At 61.5% G+C, this 16338-nt stretch carries 11 protein-coding genes; 4 read left to right on the forward strand and 7 right to left on the reverse strand.

The features are described from left to right. Positions 1-943: 943 nt before the first annotated feature. From E3N86_RS00745 to E3N86_RS00755, 3 genes are all read right to left on the reverse strand, one after another. Positions 944-2281, reverse strand: coding sequence for a DUF1524 domain-containing protein (locus E3N86_RS00745; RefSeq protein WP_241985895.1), 1338 nt, complete (start codon positions 2279-2281; stop codon positions 944-946). Between the two features lie 170 nt (positions 2282-2451). Beyond that, positions 2452-4230, reverse strand: a complete 1779-nt coding sequence (locus E3N86_RS00750; protein WP_134420693.1) for a DUF2075 domain-containing protein — start codon at positions 4228-4230, stop codon at positions 2452-2454. Then, positions 4217-4537, reverse strand: a complete 321-nt coding sequence (locus E3N86_RS00755; protein WP_134420695.1) for a nucleotide pyrophosphohydrolase — start codon at positions 4535-4537, stop codon at positions 4217-4219. The genes E3N86_RS00750 and E3N86_RS00755 overlap by 14 nt, the downstream gene beginning before the upstream one ends. Before the next feature lie 142 nt (positions 4538-4679). On the opposite strand from E3N86_RS00755, the gene E3N86_RS16635 reads away from it, so the two are divergent. Next, on the forward strand, positions 4680-5051 hold the full coding sequence (locus tag E3N86_RS16635; RefSeq protein WP_166784963.1) for a hypothetical protein: 372 nt from the start codon (positions 4680-4682) through the stop codon (positions 5049-5051). Between the two features lie 616 nt (positions 5052-5667). Then, positions 5668-6225 (forward strand): dihydrofolate reductase family protein, encoded by a 558-nt coding sequence (locus E3N86_RS00770; RefSeq protein ID WP_134511121.1) that lies wholly within the window; start codon positions 5668-5670, stop codon positions 6223-6225. Between the two features lie 293 nt (positions 6226-6518). On the opposite strand, the gene E3N86_RS00775 is transcribed toward E3N86_RS00770, so the two are convergent. From E3N86_RS00775 to mobF, 3 genes are all read right to left on the reverse strand, one after another. Next, entirely contained in the window at positions 6519-7433 is a 915-nt protein-coding gene (locus E3N86_RS00775; RefSeq protein ID WP_134511122.1) for a hypothetical protein, read from the reverse strand. A 202-nt stretch (positions 7434-7635) separates the two neighbouring features. Continuing rightward, the gene (locus tag E3N86_RS00780) at positions 7636-9198 is read right to left on the reverse strand and encodes a hypothetical protein (protein WP_134511123.1); all 1563 of its coding nucleotides are present in this window, start codon (positions 9196-9198) and stop codon (positions 7636-7638) included. A gap of 234 nt (positions 9199-9432) precedes the next feature. Then, positions 9433-12909 carry a MobF family relaxase gene (mobF, locus tag E3N86_RS00785; protein WP_134511138.1) on the reverse strand — a complete coding sequence of 1159 codons (3477 nt, stop codon included), beginning with the start codon at positions 12907-12909 and terminating at the stop codon, positions 9433-9435. A 66-nt stretch (positions 12910-12975) separates the two neighbouring features. On the opposite strand from mobF, the gene E3N86_RS00790 reads away from it, so the two are divergent. Next, entirely contained in the window at positions 12976-13350 is a 375-nt protein-coding gene (locus E3N86_RS00790; RefSeq protein ID WP_134511124.1) for a hypothetical protein, read from the forward strand. Positions 13351-13685: 335 nt separating this feature from the next. Further along, the gene (locus tag E3N86_RS00795; protein ID WP_134511125.1) at positions 13686-13958 is read left to right on the forward strand and encodes a hypothetical protein; all 273 of its coding nucleotides are present in this window, start codon (positions 13686-13688) and stop codon (positions 13956-13958) included. A gap of 244 nt (positions 13959-14202) precedes the next feature. Here the strand turns inward: E3N86_RS00795 and E3N86_RS00800 are convergent, their stop codons facing one another. After that, entirely contained in the window at positions 14203-16182 is a 1980-nt protein-coding gene (locus E3N86_RS00800) for an ATP-binding protein (protein WP_134511126.1), read from the reverse strand. Positions 16183-16338 lie beyond the last annotated feature (156 nt).

Consider the following 16338-nt stretch of genomic DNA (forward strand, 5'->3'; position numbering starts at 1 on the left):
CTCGTCCCGACCGAGAAGGAGGAACCCGCAACCGAACTCGGCGCCCTCAGCGCCTAGAAATCCAAGAATCACGCGGCAGACGCGTTACACCACACATTTGGACTTGACCTAAGCTTGAGCCTTTGTGTCCTGGCTGTGACTGTTCTCCGGTTCGCTACTCCTGGCTCAGCCCCGTTAGATGATCTATTGGGCATCTGGTCTGTCGCCACGGCCCGTGGTCTTGCGGCCTCAATCATGATCGTCGCTTTGGTAGTCCCTGTCCGTTACGCCATCCGATTGGCCACCCAGCGGCGGTACCACAAAGCACCTCCCTGAGCACGGGCAATCGGAATTTCTGGTCGTCGGCAACATGTTTGCGCTCTCGGCCCATCTGCGGCAGACAGTTTCCGCGGAGTTCAATCCACGCGGCGCGCCCAAGAGACCTGCAATCATCCCAGACGGATAGATCAAGAGACCAGTCCGCATTCATAAGACTCCACCCGCACGTTCCGCTCGGTGACCACGCGAAGGACACCTGGCGGCGTTTCGCTCGCCCGGGCCTCGGGACTGCGATGCGCACAGTCGAGTCATTTCATAGTGGTAACCAGGCGCTGAATCAGCCTGGCCTCCGACCCCACCTGCATGCTGCCCTCGTTCGAGCAGCCACCGGCTGGCGACCGCTCGCCGCAGGTGAGGACGCATCGATCATGATCGAAAGAGACCGCATCGGAGCGACAACGAACCAATGGTACGAGGACAATCACGGCGACCGGATCGATATTCACCCGCGGTGGTGGTGACGACCTAGTAGCGATCCCGGGCAAGCAAGCTACTAGCTTCACGACGGCCGTGCAGATGGCGGGCATCCGTTTCGAGCTGGACGATCCGCAGGTGCCCGCGAAAATCGCACAGAACGTCGGGCTCCGGGACCTGCCACACACTCACCTGGTCAGCCGCTAATTCGTTAAGCGTCGCAGCCGATGCCGTCCTTGTCGCGGTCAAACTTGGGCTGGAAACCCGGCGATCCCTCGGAGATCGGGGCCGCTCCCGCAGCGCGCACAGCATCGCAGTTCTCGTAGTAGACGTCGACTGGTGCCGGCGCAGGGGCAGGTGCCGGCGCAGGGGCAGGTGCCGGAGCCGGTTCAGGGGCCACGACGACAGGAGCCGGCGCAGGAGGGGCGACAACAACCGGAGCTGGCGCAGGCGTGAACGAGGAGGTCAGTGCCATTTCACCAGTGCAAGAGCCGAGGACGCGGGTCATAGCGTCGTGTTCCGCCTGAGTCACCCACAGACCATATGTTGCTTTGACGGACACCTGACGTGCGACGTAGCCACAGCGGATCGCCTTGTTCGACGGCAACCAGGTGGCGGTGTCGCCGTCGCCTTTTTGAGCGTTGGAGCGACCATCGACGGCGAGGAGATTCATGGGATCGTTCGCCAGAGAAACGCGCTGAGCCTGAGTGAGCTGCTGAGCGCCCGTCTGCCACGCATTCGACAGAGCGACTACATGGTCGATCTGGACCAACGCTGACGTGTCCTGACCCCGAACGAAGGCGATTGGCGTGGCGGTGTAGGGCGAAACGAGGTAACCGGTCATCACCCGACAGGTGCCTGACTTGGTGGTGGGGTTCAAGTCCCGAGCGAGGATGTCGTTGCGGGTGTCGCATCCGTTTCGGTCCACGTCTATCCAGGCGGATCCGAACATGCCAGTGCGCTCGTAGCCGGTCTTCGCGGCCTTTCCCTTGACGGGGATGGTTGCGAGGAGCGTTAGTGCCGTGGTGTCGGTGGAGCTTGTATCGACAACTACGACCGATGCGCCCTCAGTCGCCGCAGTGACCGTCGCGGGGTCGACCGGCGCTTCTTCGGAGAATTCCGGTCCCGGCGTCGGGGTTGGGCTTGGGCTTGGGCTGGGAGTGGGGGTTGCGCTCGGCGTCGCGCTAGCGGTGGGCTGCCCAGCCAAGGCAGTTTCCGCTGCACCTGGCGCCGCGGCAGCGACCCCACCGGAGATGAAGAAGACAAGGCTGGCCGCCACCGCGATCGCAGTTGTCTTGCGGGCTGATACGGATGCCCATGGCCGGCGACCAGAGATCGCGTAGACGCCCGTCACCAGAGCCGCCATTCCCAGAATGACGAGAATTGCGGGGAATCCACCGAGGATGGCGTACATCAGAGCGAAGAAAGCGACCAGGCCACCGAGGACCCAGGTACTGAGAGTCGGCTTGGACGCCTTCTTTTCGGCTGTCGAAGACGTGTCGATCAGTGGCTTCGCTGGCTCCGGTTTTTGCCTGCCGAATTTCATCATCTGATCCCCCATTTCACCGCACTCAGCACCGAGTGCAGACACGACTGTTTGAAATCTACTGGAGGCAGGGATTGGTCGGAGACGGGGCGAACACCCCAGAACGGGGGACCAGAGCGACCCAGCGACGTTTCCCGTACCGACTCATGTCGACCGCGCGGAATCGGGAGCAGCTACACAGCGATCGGTATGAATCCCCGCAGATAGTTGCGAAGCGCGGGGTCGCAGACGTACACGTAGGTCCCCCGGATGCCGCGGGTGAGCAGTACGGCGTAGATGTTGGTGATGAACCGCAGGAGGTCGTCGTCGGTGTACGTCTTGCCCAGGACCGGATTGTTCTCCTTGCCCTTCTTGTCGAAGTACGACCCTCGATCGATGACCAGCTTCCCTGCGACGGGATCGAAGCGAAGGTCAGGGCCGATGATCACACCTGCGTAGTTGAGGTCGTATCCCTGCACGGTGTGGATCGAGCCGACTTCGTCCACCGACTTCGGCGACGCGATCCAGTCGGTCTGCGTGCTGTTCCACCGCAGTTGACAGCCGTCGATCTCAATGTCGTAAAGGGTCTTGTCGGTCTTGGTCTTCCATGCCCACGCGTACCCGGCGAGCAGGCGCGAGAGCCCGACCGCGGCATCCTTACGGCGGATCTCCGCCCGCATTTCCGAGACGCTGTCGAACATCCGAAAGTCGTAGCCCTCGAACAACTCCGCAGCGACCGGCGGCAACGTACTGGTCACCTGCGTATCGAGAATGCGCCTGACGTAGCCGACGTAATCCGACCCGGCCTGAACCCGCATCTGGGACATCAACGGATGGTGACGCCTCGAGAGTTTCGCCTGGCGCACGAGACCGGTCAACAACTCGGGAGGCACATCGGCCGGGCGCACGCTCTGCGCCGCGTCCAGCAGGAAGATCTGATGCTTGCTCTTCGCGGTGATCCAATCGAGCTGGGTCTTCGTCTTGTCGTCACTCCCGAAGAGCTTCTGGGTGATCACACTGAAGTTCTTGTTCTGAACGCCCGAGGGCTGATTGGCTCGTTGGTTCAGCCGGTGCGATTCGTCGACGATGAGCAGGTCGAAGTCTTCCTCGGCGAAGCCCACCTCAAACGCGGTCATGACCATCTCCGGCCGCAGCCCCGGCGTCTTGCGGAACACCTTCTTGATCGACTCGCGGAGCGACTGCTGCGGCACGACCAGGCCAATCCGGATGTCCGTGAGAAGTTCCCGATACCCCGGCACGAAGAACTCGGAGAACAGGGAGTCGCTGTCCACGTCATCACCGGGAGTCGAGGCCGCAATGTCGACGAGCAGCTTGAGCAGGTAGATGGCGACCACGGTCTTACCGGTTCCCGGGTCACCCTGCACGACGATCGTGCTGTCGGTGCCGGCCTTGAAATCTTGGAAGAGCCCCTCGAGGATACCGTCGACAGCGACGGCCTGGTCCTGCGAGAGCGCCTTGAACGGTGACAGCTTGAAGAGATCGCTGTTCTCGATCTCGGGAATGCTGCGGGTGAAGACCCCGTCACGCCGGAGCTCGTCGAACACCTCGCGGAAGGTCTCGCGGTACCGGCCGCGGTCGTAGTAGTCCGCCTCGGTGATTCCATCGTTGCGGTTCAGCACGCGGTAGAAGCCGTCTCCGGCGAGCATCCGAATCAGGTAGGACTCCAGATCGAGGCACACCGATTTGTTGAATGTCGCGTCGACGATGACACGGACCGTGCTCAGATGCTGTTTCTCGGTCGACTCGAAGTGCTGGCGCATGCGCCCGGCCGCGTTACGCGACTCCCCCACATAGACGTCGTTGAGCCCGCCCCTGACCGCGGGCGTGCTGCCGGCTTTGGCATCGTCCAGAACGTAGACGACCGGCCAATTGGTGTTGCGGTGGTCGCGCGGCGCCCAGGCCCGCATCGCTTCCTTCGTGAAGTCGAGCCGCTCGATCTCAAAGGACGTCATACTTGTCGCTGCGCCCCCGCGCTTTGTCGACCGGATACTTCTCGCGGGTCTTGGCCAGCTTGTCGAGCACGATCTGATTCGGATCCACCCCGAGGCGATCGGCCAGCAGGATGCAGTACGTGAGTACGTCGGCTAGTTCGTCGCTCACCCGACCTGTGTCAGCATCCGCGTTCCACTGATAGCACTCGAGTAGTTCGCCGGCTTCGATGGCGATGCTCTTCGCCAGGTTCTCTGGGCTGTGGAATTGCGCCCAATCACGCTCGGCGACGAAGGCCGCGATCTCGTCGCGGACTGAAATTTCGTCCATGTCGCAAACCTAGCAGCGTCACCTCCCATCGGTTTCCGGCACCGTTAGACCGTAACTGGCCCGCTGACCATACCGAACCCCAGTACTCATGCCGCGGACCCGACGGAGCCTCGGCCGACTGTTCAGGTATTCGGCATTCTCCGTGACCGGCACGTCGCTTGCCCTTGCCCTTGCCCTTGCCTTTGCCTTTGCCTTTGCCTTTGCCTCGGATTATGAGAAAGCCTACGGAAGAGCCCCGTGGCGGCCGGACGCCAAAAAGTTGGCGGATATGACAGGAGAGGACACCGTGAACCAGAACGAGCCCCTCGTGCACATCCTTGAAAGCTACCGAGACTCGACGTCCGTCGTCAGCCACGTCACCGTGGTTTTCCCGCAGTTCGCCGAGAGCTTCCTCGAATGCGCGGACATCACCGGATACGTCGGTTTCGGCGATCCGAATGAGGAGGCCAAGACGATCCTCGACGGCTTCGGTTCGACCTACATGCGGCCATTCGAAAGCCTCACCCGCAATTAGAGACAACGTCAGGGGCCCGACAGTCAGAGACTCGGGACGTGAAGTTCGTCACCGTCTTGTTCCAACCTCGGCATCGTCGCCTCGCAGTTCGCCGACCGTCCCCGGGGGCCAGGTGAGCCCAGAAACTGCATCACCAAGAACGGCCGCACCGTTGCGTGCGGAGTTTCGGGAACGGCCCGCTGGTTTTGATCGGGCTGACAGGATTTGAACCTGCGACCCCTTGAAGGTTCTGGCCTTAATTTGGTCGTTGCCGAATGTGTCCGAAAACCCTCGGATTCCCTTGTGTTTACAGGGAATCAGGCGATTCGCTGCCTCTAATTGTAGCCCATCGTTTTGGGTCAAATAGAGATGAATTAGATGGGTAAATGATGGACTTGGGAGGCCGCTTTGAGCGGTCCCATGGGCCCTCCCGACCTCTTCCCCGGATGCCGCCGCAAATGATCGAGCACGGGCGGTGATGGGGATCGTTCGTGCGCTCGGTCGGCGGTCTGGTTCGCATCACGATCGGCGCTATACACTGGGCGCGAATTTAGTGCGTCGATCAGGAACAGCCCCGGCAATCGATGGAGAAGGGTCCGACGAACGCGGGGGGTGAGCGTCAAAGGAGAGCAACGAGATGAGACCACTCCGATACTCGATCAACGTCACTCTGGACGGCTGCTGCCACCACGAGGCAGGACTCCCCCCGGACGAGGAGTCAATGCGCTACTGGACCGCTCAGCTGGAGCGAGCCGACGCCCTGCTCTTCGGCCGCGTGACCTACGAGATGATGCAGTCGGCGTGGCAGAAGCCAGCCACGGGTACGTGGCCTGACTGGATGGACGAGTGGCAGATCCCGTTCGCGGAGACCATCGACCGGGCGAAAAAGTACGTCGTGTCGAGCACGCTGAGCGGGATCGATTGGAATGCCGAGCTGGTGCAAGGCGACCTGGCGCAAGCGGTTCAGCACCTCAAGCAGGAGTCAGGCGAGGGCCTGTGGGTCGGTGGCGTGACGCTCCCCCTAGCGTTAGCCAGCCTGAAGTTGATCGACGAGTACGAGTTCCTAGTGCAGCCGGTTCTTGCCGGACACGGGCCGACGTTGCTCGCCGGTCTGCGTGAGCGCATCCAGCTCGAACTCGTGAACCGCCATGAGTTCCGGTCGGGGGCAGTCGCCATGCGATACCGGCCCACATGAGTTAGGGCTTGACGTGATCTGCCCATGTTGGCGGCCACACTCGCGACGGCACGTCGGCACGGGTGAGGTCTCCCGCTCTGTGCCCCGAACGCGCGGACACGGTTCGGGATTCGCTGCGTTTCAAGGCGGGTAACCTTTTCTGGCAGGGGCTGTGGGTGCTCGCGATACCGACCATTTTGGCCGGTGCCGCGTGAGCTGGCACCAGCTCCATCGATAGCGTGCAGCACGGGCACTAGAACCCGTGCGATCGCTTGCGGCCGTTATGGGCTTCGTGGCGTCTCCCGAGGTCTCGCCTACCCGAGGGTCTTGTTCGCATAGCTAATCAGGCCCTCGAAGAGCTGATCTGCCAGCACTTTCTGGGGCTTTCGATTGGCGTCCTCGAAGGTGATCGTTCCGTCTTCTATGAGCACAGTACCGATGTCGTGCGCCAGCGCATTGCGCAATTGCCACTCCGGAATTTCCTCCCAGAGTTTTTCCGGCTCGAGTGCGTTGACCACTTGACGACGGCGTTGGTCGTTCACAACCTCACGCCGGAGGAGCTTGAGTAGTAATTGCTCAAGCTTCGGTGAATCAGGAAAGAGGGGCACCTTGAGCAAGGCTCGCTGGCGAGTGAAGCTTTCAACGAGAGAGAAGCACGCGAGCAGGATTGCCTTCTGAACGGTCGTCTCTCCGGTCGCTTCGAACGTTGTGTGCAGAGAGGTGAGCTCGCCTATGAGAGTGTCGAGCGTGACCGGTTGCGACCGGTACAAGTCGAGCAACTCGTCATCGGCATCCTGGTTCATATTCTCTGGGTCTGGCTGCCAGTACAGGTGAGTGTCCGGCAGGTCGTGTTCATACACTGTCGACGGAAGGAGGTGATCCACGAGTTCGGTGGTTTCTTTCTGCCTGACGCCTAAGTGCGGAAACCTCAGCAAGTACTCCCCCGTCTCAGTGGTCACCACTGTGGGTTCGCCCAGCGTCTTCAGAACCAAGGCTCGCGTCGACGCATTCAACTTCGGCAGCCAATGAAGTGAGGAGGCGGTGACTGCTCCCTCGAAAGGCAGCGGCGCTCCGAGGATATCTAGAACATCTGGGATGAGGTCACGATCAATCTGGATAGCCGACGGGAACTCTATGTAGTTACCGAAGACGAAGCCATCGTTCCCGATCTCTGTCTGCGGTTGCAGATCCAGAAGATGGACCAGATCCTCAATCTGCTGCCGGGTCATCGCTTCTCAATTCTCTAGACCGCTTCGCCCTATCCGCACACCGACACACCTGTTCGAATCAATGCGACAGGATACAAATCGGGCAACCCCTTGAGTCGCGGCGTTCAGGGTTCCGATGCCGGACAACGCCGACCTCCGTCACTCTCCTAATGCTCCCGAGCTATCCTGTCGCTTGCCCAGGAGCTTCAGTCACCTTATAAGCTCAGGACAGGGCTGGTGAAATGGGTTCGACCGGCACTCCGCGCCAATCCGGCGTGTAAACCCAGCTGGCTCTGCGCAAGCTGTTGAAGTCGGCCGCGCTACTCCAAAACTCGGGGATCTTCTTCGCCAGCCGGACTGTCGGTAGCTGCCCCAGGTCAATCATGAAGACCGTTACCTTGACTCCTTGCCAAGCCTTTGCATTCGGAGTCGTGTCTCCAATCCTGTGGATAAGACGGAGATTCTCAAGCTGCTGGATCTCCTGCCCCCATGGTTCTCGCTCAAGTTGCACCTGGGGAACGAGAATGAAAAGGTCCTCGGTCTTGCGGCTGAAGTCACAGATGTCTCCCCACCGTCCGCTGAGGGCAGATGCATCGGAGCCAGCATCTCGCTTGAACGCCTCCCGTTCCTTCAGGTTCGTGAGCACCTTCACGGCGCTTTGAACATCTACAGTCCAAATCTTCAGGACTGCGTCAGCGTCGTACTTGCCGGACTTGGTCATGCGTTCGACAGCCTCATCGAGTGCCGATTCAGTAAGTGTTATGTAGTCGCGAGCCACTGCTCCGCCGCACGCAAGGACCATCCTGCTGCGGGCGTCCCCTGTGAACAGGTCCGATGGCGTGACGTCAAACTCAGCCAAAATACCTGCCAAGACGCGCTCCAAGAAGGTCTGAGCCGTCGCGAATTCAGCCAACGTCACGTCGATTGCGACTGAGCTGACATCTTGTCCGACTTCCATTCCAACAGGAGGGTTACCGTCGACGTAGGTATTCAGCCGAGATCCGACTCCGCCAACTTTCAGCCAGACGCCTGTCCCTTTGCAAATCTGGTGGAGGTAGTCAAGCACTGCGGGTTGTTCCGAAAGTGGGACGAAGTAGTAGTCATCGAGGAACACGACTGCGTATCCTTCGTCTGACGCTGCGACCATATCCGAGAGAAGCCTCGAGATGCTGCCGGCCAGAATTTGAAGCCGCTGAATCTTGAGTTCTTCATGTTCGCCGGTTGCAATCATCGACTCGTTTTTGCCTCGTTTCCCAAGAAACGATCCTCCTGCGCCCTGGCCCTTGTACGCTGCCTTTAGCGCCACGTCGAATCCCCCTCCGCTTGCCTGCTCCGTGCCTCGCGACATGGAGCGGGTAAGTGTCTGCGGGTCGCGCAACATTTTCCGAAGGAGTGATTTCAGCTTTCGAACGCGAAGCCAGATCTTCAATCTAGGTATCCCCCTTTTTAGGGACCTCCCTGGGCGGACTTTGTTCAGGAGCTCGATGAGTACCTCGATCAAGACATCTGGGTACTCCCGCCCTTTGTAGATCTCCATATCGAGCGTCGCGACTGCGACCCCTTCGCTCTTCAGGTTCTTCTGCAACACGTAGAGCAGAGTGGACTTTCCGGTGCCCCGGCGACCTGTCAACAAGTGATGACGCTCCGCCGCAAGCTTGTCTTCGATCCCGGGACGAATCTCAATGAACCTATTCACCACATGCTTTGCGGTGCTCGCATCAGTTCGCGCGGCCCGAGCCAGCGCCTTTCGGACCTTTCCAAGATCACGGATTACGAGCTCAGCCATGCTTCTCCAATGCGTCATTGAGTTTAAGGTCCGATGAGATAGGCCGGACGTGTGGCTTTCTATGTTCTCGGCCGTCCCCCAGGATGGCGTGCGACAAAGGCGGTCTAACCCCGGTCAAACGATACTGGGTGATTTTGAAAATGGGCTACCAATCAGGCATTTGCGACAGAAATTGCGATCGTTTTAGCGATCTTCGGGTGGGATCGGTGCGTGAAGCTTGAGCCTGACTAAAAATTAGATCCCGATACGGATAGGCGGAGCACCAGCGGGGACCGATGGACGAGCTGTGGCGAACGAGTCTCTTCCGTCCGCGAGCCGCTTCGCAGCCTCAAGCGCGGTACGAGCGCGAAACGCGTCACGGCGCTGGGCCACCGTTTGTGGGACCGAGCCGAGCGCGCTTGCGCCGACGATTGCGTAACGGTCTCGATATGCCGCCACCGTGCAAGCGTGCTGTCTCCAAGCGGTTGTCGCGGTGGAACGCGTGACGGTCCCGAGTTCTCGAGTCCACTGATCTCCCGCGCTAAGTGCACTGTCTAGGACGGCGAGGGCGCGGGATTCGATCAGGTCGCCGCGCTCGTCCAGGGCCTGACGCATTTCCGCGATCATTGGTCCGGTTGCTCTTGGGATGAGACCCACGATCATCCGTGGTCTCCTGCGCGATCGACCTGCCGCAGCGTCACGCTCGATCACAGTTGCTATTCGAGAGCCAAGGGCGGCCGCCACATCCTGGGCATCGTCAAAGCCGCGTACCGCAACGACGCGAACCAGCAGTGCTTGGACGTCGTGGTGGTGGGCTTCGGCTCGCCGCAGTTGCGCCATCAGCGCCCCGAAGGCCTGCGACTCGATGGCCTGGTCAGCATGGACCGCTGGGAGCCCGCTAACTCGGAGCAATGTTGTCCATCTGTCGCGCTGCGCTGCCGTCGCGATGGTCTCGTACTCTGCCGCGAGTTGCGCAACAGAACCCCAAGCGTCCTGCTGCGCCGCGATGCTCTCGTGTGCGGACGGTTCGGCGCCGACGTGGTTTAAGACCCCGAATAGGACACTGCGGGCCGTGCTCTCCCTTGGCCGCGGCCCGACATGGTCAACATCGGGTCGGTCGATTGCGACGTATGCAGTGTTCGCCTCTCGACCTCGAGTCATCCCCACGTAGAGGTTCTCCCGCGTCATACCAGCAGACACGACGACATGCGCAGTGTCGGTTGTGATGCCCTGCGCGCGGTGCGACGTGACGGCATAGCCGAGTTCCAGATGGTGCAAGACATAGTCCGCCGGAAGCAGCACCCTGCTCCCCCACCGACGGCCGTGCCGGCGGACGTCGACCGAGCCGTTCCGGCGCACCCCGGTCACGGTCCACCGGTCTCCGTTACGCACCCAGGTTCGGGAGGTGAGCAGCTGCCGGTCGTTTCGGCGGGTGATCACCGTGTCACCGACAGCCGCACGGTTTCCGTCGTGGAGGGAGATTTCTCGGACCGTGTCGATGCGGCCCTCGAGAATGAGTTCTGTGCGGGCACGTGCGTTCAGCCCGGCGACAGCCTCGTTCGAGTCGCTGATCAGGACGGTCGCCCGGCCGGCTCTGGTGTCCGCGCGCCAAGCGGTGTAGGCGGCATCCGACATCGACTCGGTATCCCCGCCACTCACTCTGGCGTGTGCGATGTAACGGTCGATCGCGCCGAGGTCGCCCTGCCGCAGTCCGAGGGAGGCTGTCTTCTCCCACTCGTGCGTGAAGCGGTGCACATCGACGAGCTCGGGTGCATCCGCCCGGCCGTGGACCAGCAGTGAGAATGCGCCTCCGGCGGCCACCGAGTGGAGCTGCGCGTAGTCGCCAACCAGAAGAACCTTGGCACCGGCGCTCGAGGAAACCGCGGTGATCCGATCCAAGGACATCGTGCCCGCCAAGGAGGCCTCGTCGACGATGACGAGCTGGCCGGCGTGGAAGGTCTCTCCGTGGTCGAGATGGTTCTGCCACCACTTCGCCAGGTTCTCGGTTGGGATACCGAGATCTTCTGCCAATACCTGAGCGGCTGCGGCCGAGGGAGCGAGCCCCACTACCGAGCCCGTGTGATGCGCTGCCTCCCACGCGTTCCGGAGCGTGGTCATCGCGGTCGTCTTGCCTGCGCCGGCCGGACCCACAAGGACATCGATGCCTCGCCCTGAGCCGGCGATGGCGGTGAGCGCGGCGACCTGGTCGTCAGCGAGCACGACGCCATTCGATAGCTGCGCGAGTGCGGTTGCACGAAGGACGCCCGGGGCGACCCGAGGGCCGGTCGTGTCCGCGGCGCGCTTCAGCAGCCGAGACTCCGCGTCCAGCAGGTCCGTCGACGTGAAGAGGGTGGCGTGCTTCGGGCGGAAGACGGACGTGCCGTCGGCTCGGAGGAACGAAGTAGGACTCGGCGCGAGCTCAGGTGGCGTGATCCGCAATGAGGCCCGCTCGGCGGTATCCACGACGAGGCCGATGACGGCTTCGCGATCCGACGCCGAGGTGAATCGGTGCTGCGCGAGCTGGCGCGCTGCTTCAGCGGCGAGATTCCAATGCCGCCAGGTCGCACGCTTCTCGCTCACCGACGTCATCACTCTGCTCCCGATCTGATCGATCGCCTCCCGCGGTATGTCCTCGGCACGCAACATACGTGTCTGCGAGGTTGTGGCTGCCACGGATGCCCACGTCGTCGCGTCCTCGCCAATCACCCGCTCCGCTCGTTCGCGCCACGCGGCGGTGAGTTCGGCGAGCGAGCGCACCTCCTTCGCGGGCCGCGTGGAGAGTGTCGCCTGGGCGCGTAGCTTCATGATCGTCACCGGGCCTGGCCGGCGGCCGTGCCGATCCAGGAAAGCATCGATGAGGGCGTCGGTCGCGATGTCGATGTGCCGTGACCGCGACGAGAACTCCGCGACGAGCACTTCAGGCACTGCACTGATGGACAGGGCCGGGTGGCGATCCCTCCCCCGCTCCCGCATCTCCCACCGCACGCCCAGGGATCGCGTCAGCGCGTCCGCGAACAATGACTCGTGTAGTTCGGAGAGCGCGACGACGGCACCGTGCATCGGCCGGCCGTCGAGCGAGCGCCACTTGCCGTCGAGCACGGTTTGCACCTTGTTGCTGATCACCACGTGCGTGTGCAGGTGCGGGTCGCCGGCCCGGCTGTCGAAGTGGTCGAACGCGGTGGCGATCAGGCCCGTCACATCAACTTGCGCCACGGCTCCGTCGTACGCGGTGGTTCCTGTTCGCGTCGCCGCGACCTCGCGCTCCATGTACGCGACCACCTCGGAGACCGCTGCGTGATGTGCCCCGGCAATCCGCTCCTGCGTGGCTGCGTCTGCCACGCCCCAGAGGATGCTCGCCGACTTCGGAATCGAGAACGTGAAGTCGTACCCGGCAACGGCACGCCGCCGGGCGACGATCTCCTGAGCGATGCCGGGTGATGCAGGATCAGCTGGCCCCTGGTATTCGGGATAGGCACGACCGAGCGGTGCGCCATCGACCGGGTCGCGCCCCAACCCAATCAGTCTCTGCAGCTGGGCCTCCGTGACGTCGGCGCCCTCAACGATGCTCCCGAAGCCGAGACCCGAAAGACCGCTTCCCATCCATCGACCAGCTGGCGTTCCCTTCGCGCTGTAGTAACGGGTCAAGGGGGTGGAGAGCGACCGCTGTCCGTCACCGGCAGCGACGGTGCGCAGCAAGTACTTGTAGCCATCGCCGGCGCTCATCACCCGCATCGACACCGTCACCGCGGCCTCCTCCGTTGTTACCTAGGAGGTGTGCCGCCTCGATCTGCAAGAGGCGTGGCAATCGATGTGGAGCAGCGATTGGTCTGGACGACCATCCGCGTACGGGGGTTGACCGAAGTGGTGGACGAGCGTTCGTCTCAAGGCGACGTGACTGGCCTAGGCTACGGCTTCATTTGCTCGCACAACTCTGTCGATGAGCGCGCGGCAGCGGCCGTCCTCTACGAGAGCACCGAAGGGACTTGTCAGGACGTCTTCGGGGGGCGCTGCAGGGTGAGGGATTCAACGATTTTGAGGAAATGCATGTCTTCAATGGCTGCACTGGAAGGAGATGGTTATTACTCGTTCTACGCCGTCTCCACCCACGCCTTCACAGACAATTTCGAAACGACCCCGACGAATCCGAGTTGCGAGCTGTCTACGACGACCTGATCGCTGACCCCAGTGGCTTCCCAATGGATTTTGAGGCGATCGCGGAGCGATAGCCGCAGCGGATGCGTGACGGCGCGTCGTCGAGGCTAACGCGTTGGGTGCCGGACATTTTGACGACGGCATGATCTAGGTGCTCAAGCTGTCCCGAGTGAATAGCGTCGGAGAGGTAGGGTGATATCCGATCAGGAGGAGTTTGGGGGCGCGCGGTTTCGCGCGACGCCCGAGAATAGATCACGGACACGCTTACTCGGCATAGAAACGACACATCACCCGAGCCAATCGAACCAATAGCAGTCCCGGCCCCACGTCACCTCGAATGCTGGATAATTCCTAGCATGGGCCGCTTCTGTGATGTCGACGTTTACCGCCTCGAGGACGAGGACGGCGGCGAGCCTTGGTGGGGTGCTGAAGGTGGGCTTGATAACGACAGAGTCGGCGTGGAATTTGAGTCCACTCAGAACCTAGCCGAGCTCATGAACGCGGTTCACGACGAGACGATTGCATTTCGCCAGAAGTGGCCCGACCTGCAGGTGCGGTGGCTCGAAGGCCGACAGCCAGCTACCGATTTCCTTGCTGCCGCGCAAGCGGCGGGTATCGCTTTGCCTTAGCGCGAAACGCCTCTGCATACGCCTCGGCCACATGAGGTGTGAATCGCGGCGTCAAACGGCGTTACACACGATGCCACCGTCCCAGCGCGGCTGACATGAGCCTTCAGTACTGCAGTTGCTGACAACAGCTCACTGCCATTTCGTAAGGGAATAGGAGATCGTCGTCAGTTAGTACCGGTTGGGCTCAACCGGGTAATGAAGAACACTTCGACCTGATCGCCCATCCGGATGCCGTCTGAAGCGGTCATGCCGGCACACCCACCGAATGCTCGGTCTGCCCGAGTGCGTCGGGCAGCATCTCGGCGTACTCCTCGCGGATGAAGGCGAGGCCTTCAGCCAGTGATGGATCGAATTCCAGGGAACTCGTTACGAACTCAAGTCGGCGTTTGTTCTCGTCGATGATGTCCCGCCAACGACGCACGTAAGCGCGAATCGTCGGACGTCCCTGCTTCTTGTCAGGCTCAAGGATTAGTCCGACCTCTCGGTCATCGCCCTTGAAGGAGTTTTCGACGATCTCGTCATAGTCAGTGACGACCAGAATGAAGTCCCACACCGCTCGATCGCTCGCGAACGCCGGCGTCTTGAGGACTACATTCACGTAGTCCTCTACTTGGTTACGCTCAGTCCGTCCTGCCTTAATATCCGGCGCTTTCAATTCGACGACGAGATGGCGGATCCGGTCGTGCTCCTTCGCTTTTGCGGCGAGGTGCAGGTCGACCCGCCCCGCCTTGCCGTCCCAGCGCTTGACCGGCTCCACTTTGCCTGTAGGCAGACCTTCGAGCTTCAGGTGCGTCCTCAGGAGTTGCGTGAGCCCGCGCTCACTATTCATTAGGTGGTACTCCTCCCCAAAGATCCAGAGTTCGTGCTCCAGGATCTTGTGGAGGTGGTCCCGCTCGCCAACTTTCTTCGAGTCCTCCGGGTCGAACAGTAGATGCTCGATCCCCGCGAGGAATTTGGTGCGGCTGGTCACGAGATTCGCAGCACGGATTACACCGGCGAGAGTCGTCTCGCTGAGCAGCTTCGTGAGCGCCTGCCGATCTTGCTCGGTCAGTGCCACGAATTCACTGACTAGGAGCGCCAAATTCTCGGGATCGGTCTTCAGCGCATCGCGGAGGAGATTGAGGGTAAGTTGCGCGCCGTCTTTACGCTTCGGGATCTGCGGCACCAAGGCACTCGACACGATGTCGAACACAGCCCGTTCTGCCTTGCCGGCTTCGGTTGTCGGCTCGGTCTTATACGGGTAGATGCCTTTCGACTTCCACTCATCGATTTGGTCTCGGCGTCTCGATCGACGGCGCGATGCAAAATGCTCCCGCACCGCCGTCTTGGTCGCACGCCAGACAGCGCCAGCAGGGTCGGGTGCCATCTCGCCGAGCCCCAACTCGGAGAACGTATCGACGTCGAAATCTGCCCAGCTGACGTAGGCCGAAAACGCGGTCTGGTTCTCCAGCTCGGCGCCCGACATCTCCACTACAAAGCGCTCCGCGTCCTCGCCGAAGTAAACAGCGCGATGCTTACCCGTTCGCCATTCAATGATGCGGATTGAAATGACCGCCTCGGGGTCGTTGTCCAGAGCGACCTCGACGATCGTGTCGTCCAGAACTTCGTCGCTCGGATCTAGTTTGACTCCATCGAAGATTATGGCGAGAGCGTCGTCGTTCAGCAGCACCGGTGCGAATTGCGAGGTCAGGGTCGTCAGCGTGGTGTCGTTGAAAAGTGAGTTGAGACTGCGGTCCTGCTCGTTTAGGGCCGTGACGACGGTCCCGGTCCTTGATTCGGTCGAACGTGATGCTTCCCAGCTGAAAGGCTCTGTACGCTCCTTGACGCCTTCGATGACTACTCGCTCCCGCTCGCCGATTGCGTTGATGCTCTCGCTCGCCCATGTGACGCGCGACCCGAGGGCAAACGCACGAAGACGGCCCTCGCCGAGCTGGCCGTGAAGTCCACGCTTGCCATTCTTCGATCGACTCACGAGCGCCTTCCACGAGCCTCCAATGCGTCCGAACGTCGCTTGGACCTCATCCGAGGTGATTCCATGGCCGTCGTCCTCGACGGTCACGCTCTCGATGGCATCCATAGCAGTCCGAACGAGCTCGATCCGGACCGTGTCGGCCTCCGCGTCGATGGCGTTCCAGACGAGTTCAACGACAGCGCGAACGGGATCGCGTTCACGCGCCAGACGAGTGACTAAGTCGCCGCCGGCGGATAGTGGAAGTTCCATCATGGGATCCACCCTAGGGCCAGAGACCAGTTTGATAATCTTGCTCAGTCCGCGAACGGGGGTTCGTCGCCCCACATGCCGGAAGCCCCGCTATTCCCGCTCCAGTTCCGCCTCTGTTTCCAGACACTGACGGGCCTTATATTCGTGCGGAGTGCGTGG

Source organism: Cryobacterium sp. Hz7 (assembly GCF_004402815.1).
In the GTDB taxonomy this organism is placed as follows: Bacteria; Actinomycetota; Actinomycetes; order Actinomycetales; family Microbacteriaceae; genus Cryobacterium; species Cryobacterium sandaracinum.

What these genes read in the sequence shown, in the direction of transcription:
- E3N86_RS00745 (WP_241985895.1), bottom strand. Translation starts at nt 2,281, where the DNA reads ATGATGAAATTCGGCAGGCAAAAACCGGAGCCAGCGAAGCCACTGATC.
- E3N86_RS00750 (WP_134420693.1), bottom strand. Translation starts at nt 4,230, where the DNA reads ATGACGTCCTTTGAGATCGAGCGGCTCGACTTCACGAAGGAAGCGATG.
- E3N86_RS00755 (WP_134420695.1), bottom strand. Translation starts at nt 4,537, where the DNA reads ATGGACGAAATTTCAGTCCGCGACGAGATCGCGGCCTTCGTCGCCGAG.
- E3N86_RS00770 (WP_134511121.1), top strand. Translation starts at nt 5,668, where the DNA reads ATGAGACCACTCCGATACTCGATCAACGTCACTCTGGACGGCTGCTGC.
- E3N86_RS00775 (WP_134511122.1), bottom strand. Translation starts at nt 7,433, where the DNA reads ATGACCCGGCAGCAGATTGAGGATCTGGTCCATCTTCTGGATCTGCAA.
- E3N86_RS00780 (WP_134511123.1), bottom strand. Translation starts at nt 9,198, where the DNA reads ATGGCTGAGCTCGTAATCCGTGATCTTGGAAAGGTCCGAAAGGCGCTG.
- mobF (WP_134511138.1), bottom strand. Translation starts at nt 12,909, where the DNA reads ATGCGGGTGATGAGCGCCGGCGATGGCTACAAGTACTTGCTGCGCACC.
- E3N86_RS00795 (WP_134511125.1), top strand. Translation starts at nt 13,686, where the DNA reads ATGGGCCGCTTCTGTGATGTCGACGTTTACCGCCTCGAGGACGAGGAC.
- E3N86_RS00800 (WP_134511126.1), bottom strand. Translation starts at nt 16,182, where the DNA reads ATGATGGAACTTCCACTATCCGCCGGCGGCGACTTAGTCACTCGTCTG.